This is a genomic window from Mesorhizobium sp. M1A.F.Ca.IN.022.07.1.1 (assembly GCF_003997575.1).
In the GTDB taxonomy this organism is placed as follows: Bacteria; Pseudomonadota; Alphaproteobacteria; order Rhizobiales; family Rhizobiaceae; genus Mesorhizobium.
This window is the reverse complement of record NZ_RZST01000503.1, coordinates 1-3,058: the sequence shown is the minus strand read 5'-3', so window position 1 is coordinate 3,058 and position 3,058 is coordinate 1. Positions and strand designations below refer to the sequence as shown.

The following is a 3,058-nucleotide window of genomic DNA, read 5'->3' as shown; positions in this document are numbered from 1 at the left end:
TCCCTGAACCTTGTGATGTCATTCCTGTGGGCGGGACTAAGCCCGCCGGGTTGAAAAAGCGGGCCCGGAATTGCTCAAGACCCGTTCGTAGGCACACCTCATGCCGCCTTGCGCATCCCTGAATTAGCTTGGTCAGCCGCAACCTCCCGTTCGAGCGCGAGCAGCGCCTGCTCGACCTCGTCGAGGCGCGAAGGGCGGTTGTTTTCAGGCATGCCCTCATTGGTCGCCAAATCGATCAGATACTCCGTCCAAGCCCAGTTCATCAGGACCGAGCGCTTGGCCTCCAGCGTCAGCTTCGGATCGCGGGCCACGCCCATGGGCGACGTCCAGCTTTCCGGACCGAATGGATCGTTGCGGTTTGCAGCGCCGTCGAGGGCGCGCCCGTAGCTCTCCTGAAGCGCGGCAAGTCCGAGCCGGTCGAGTGTCATGTTGGAAAATGCGTAAGTCGACCTTCCGGGCTTCGCAGACCTCGAATTGGTCGACACATCATCAGCCTGCTCCGTCGGGTTCTGAACGACATAGGACAATCCGTGTCGCTCTGCGTAGCGCACAGCTGCCTCCAGCGTCGGGAAGTTCAACTCGACCTGGGTCAGCGTGTCGCGGCCGCCGGTGTAGCCCATTAGCGGCTCTATAAAGGGCGCGGTGCGCCGCTCAAAAACGAGACGCCAACCGCGCGTGCGGGCGGTGCCGGAAGTCGTCGCCGCGCGGGACGGCTTATAGATCCGTGCGACGGCGTCGCCCGGGAAGGTCGAGCGTCCCGTCGAAAGGGGCTTCTGCCGGTTGTCTTTCGACGACCGCCCCTGCGGGATTGGTGTTCTGTTTGGTCGTGTCAACCTGTCTCTCCATCGTTCATCCTCCCTGTGTGGCAAGGATGCTGCCGGCGGGGGCCGGCAGCATCCAGCCGGCGCCTGCCACGCGTCAGCTCTTGATGGCGATGCGCTTTCCCTGCGACTGCGCCTTCTCGCTCTTGGGCAAGGTCACGGTCAGCACACCATTGCTGAAGCGGGCATCAACCTTGTCTTCCTTGACCTCGTAGCCGAGCGGGATACGGCGCTCGAAGCGACCATAGAAGCGCTCGGAGAACTGCCTGTCCCTGTCCTCCGTTTCGGAACGCTTCTCGCCCTTCAGCGTCAGCACGCCGTCGTCGAGCAGGACTTCGATGTCCTTCTCCTCAAGACCGGGCACCTCGGCCGTCACCTTGACCTCCGTCTCGCCGTCGGAAATCTCGACGCTTGGCCAACCGCCGCCGAAGGCGGAAGCGCCACTGAAGGCAGGTAAGGTCGAACCGAAGCTGCGGAAGACATCATCGAACAGCCGGTTCACCTCGCGATGCAGCGACAGCAACGGATCACGGTCGCCTGCGCGGAATAGGGCCGGAGCCTGATTGCCGTTGTTGCGGCCCCAAGGGATCAGATCTCGAACGCTCATTTTTCTTCTCCTTTCGTTCGTTGTGATTGACAATGCACCATTCGGTGCCGGGCTCATGACCCGGCGCCCGCGCGCGAGTGCACTCGCGAAATGCCTTAGGCGGCCGGCTTTCCAGCCTCGATCTGCTTCGGCGAGGACTTCGGCGTCGCCTTGCCGCTCGTCGCGATTTCGATCTGGCGCGGCTTCATCTCTTCAGGAACTTCGCGCTTCAGATCGATCGTCAGCAGACCGCTGACCAGGCTGGCATTCACCACCTTCACGTGGTCGGCCAGCTCGAAACGGCGCTGGAAGGCGCGACTGGCAATTCCGCGATGAAGATACTGGCCATTCTCCTCGCCCGCCTTGTGACCGGACACCATGAGCATGTTCTGCTCCTGGGTTAGGGTCAGATCGTCCTGGCTGAAGCCAGCTACCGCCATGGTGACGCGGTAATCGTCCTCGCCAAGCTTGGCGATGTCATACGGGGGCCAGCTGTCGATGGTTTCGCCGCGGCTCGCGGCCTCAAGCGCGTTCAGCATTCGGTCGAAGCCGATGCCCGACCGGAAAAGTGGGGTGAAATCGAGAGTGGTTCTCATAGCCACATCCTCCTCTGAGCAACATGGGTACAAGACTGACGTCGGCGGATGCTGTTGCATCCACCCGACACGCCGGCCCCAAGATGGGCCTCCGGCGGAGTACGATTTAGTTCGGCGGTGTCCGTGTTCAAGAGGCCTTGCAGAAGGTGCCAATCCGGAGGGGTGCCGACATCAATAGGAGACGCGCCTTTCCGGTTTGGCTTTCCGAGTATGGTGAGTTCGTAGCCTGCGCGGCTCGGTCGCTTTGGGGCCACCGTTTGCTCCGTCCAGGGAAGCCGCAATAGCCTTTTGCCCGCTTCCTATGAACCAGCGCACAAGCTTGAGCTCTGCGAGAATCAGGCTGCAAGCAAGCCGCCGATAGCGCTGCAACGCGGCGTTGCTTTTCTCCTCGATCATGCTGTTGGCCAGTTCACCCGGTGCCGGCGTTTTTGCCAGGCAGGTCCAGCTCCCGGCGTAGCGATTGCCGAGACTTGCTGCGCCGCAAGGAACATCAGTGTTGAGGCAGCGGTGCGCCGCCTCCAGCCGGCGGCTTCGGCCGCGTCAAGCAGTCCCGCGAGCAGCGGCTGCAGCGCTGTTCGGCACTCCGCCTCATATGCGAGGAACTCGCTCGGCACATGTTCCGGCGCCGGGACTGGACCGGTGCCGCTCATCACATCCATGATGGCCTCCCAGTACCTCCTAAGAGACCCGCTCCCGGAGCGGGGCTCGCGATCTTGCGCATGTCGAGCTAGTTTTGCCTTCTTCTACTTTCAAGAGGGTGCCGCAAAATTTTGGCGGTCTCGATCCTAGAGCGCTAGTGCGCTGAAAACATGCGCTAATTCGATCGCGAGGGGTTGAATTCGCGATTGAGCTGAACAAAATTAATGGCTGCCGGCGCCGCCGGGACTGTCGAGAAATTGGAACCGAAAACAAGGAGTCTTTTGGAGACGGAGGACAGAAATGGACCGACAGATGCTTTCGCCGATCATTCCTTCCCTTGCTCCCGACATATCAGACCTTTCGCTCGACCGGCTGCTGTCGCCGGCCAGCCATTTTCAGCACCCGCAGGATGTGCT

At 61.6% G+C, this 3,058-nt stretch carries 5 protein-coding genes; all 5 read right to left on the bottom strand.

What is annotated here, in order from left to right; genetic code table 11:
* Window positions 1–98 precede the first annotated feature (98 nt).
* The 5 genes from EOA75_RS31200 to EOA75_RS31180 all read right to left on the bottom strand — a co-directional run bounded on the left by EOA75_RS31200 (window position 99) and on the right by EOA75_RS31180 (window position 2,662).
* Entirely contained in the window at window positions 99–809 is a 711-nt protein-coding gene (locus EOA75_RS31200) for an ETC complex I subunit (RefSeq protein ID WP_245466792.1), read from the bottom strand.
* Between the two features lie 109 nt (window positions 810–918).
* On the bottom strand, window positions 919–1,428 hold the full coding sequence (locus tag EOA75_RS31195) for an Hsp20/alpha crystallin family protein (protein WP_127325981.1): 510 nt from the start codon (window positions 1,426–1,428) through the stop codon (window positions 919–921).
* A gap of 95 nt (window positions 1,429–1,523) precedes the next feature.
* Entirely contained in the window at window positions 1,524–2,003 is a 480-nt protein-coding gene (locus tag EOA75_RS31190; RefSeq protein ID WP_127325980.1) for an Hsp20 family protein, read from the bottom strand.
* 171 nt (window positions 2,004–2,174) lie between these two features.
* Window positions 2,175–2,399: a hypothetical protein gene (locus tag EOA75_RS31185; RefSeq protein ID WP_127325978.1), complete on the bottom strand. Its 225-nt coding sequence runs from the start codon at window positions 2,397–2,399 to the stop codon at window positions 2,175–2,177.
* Window positions 2,396–2,662, bottom strand: coding sequence for a hypothetical protein (locus EOA75_RS31180; protein ID WP_127325976.1), 267 nt, complete (start codon window positions 2,660–2,662; stop codon window positions 2,396–2,398). Before EOA75_RS31180 ends, EOA75_RS31185 begins: the two co-directional genes overlap by 4 nt.
* Between the last annotated feature and the right edge of the window lie 396 nt (window positions 2,663–3,058).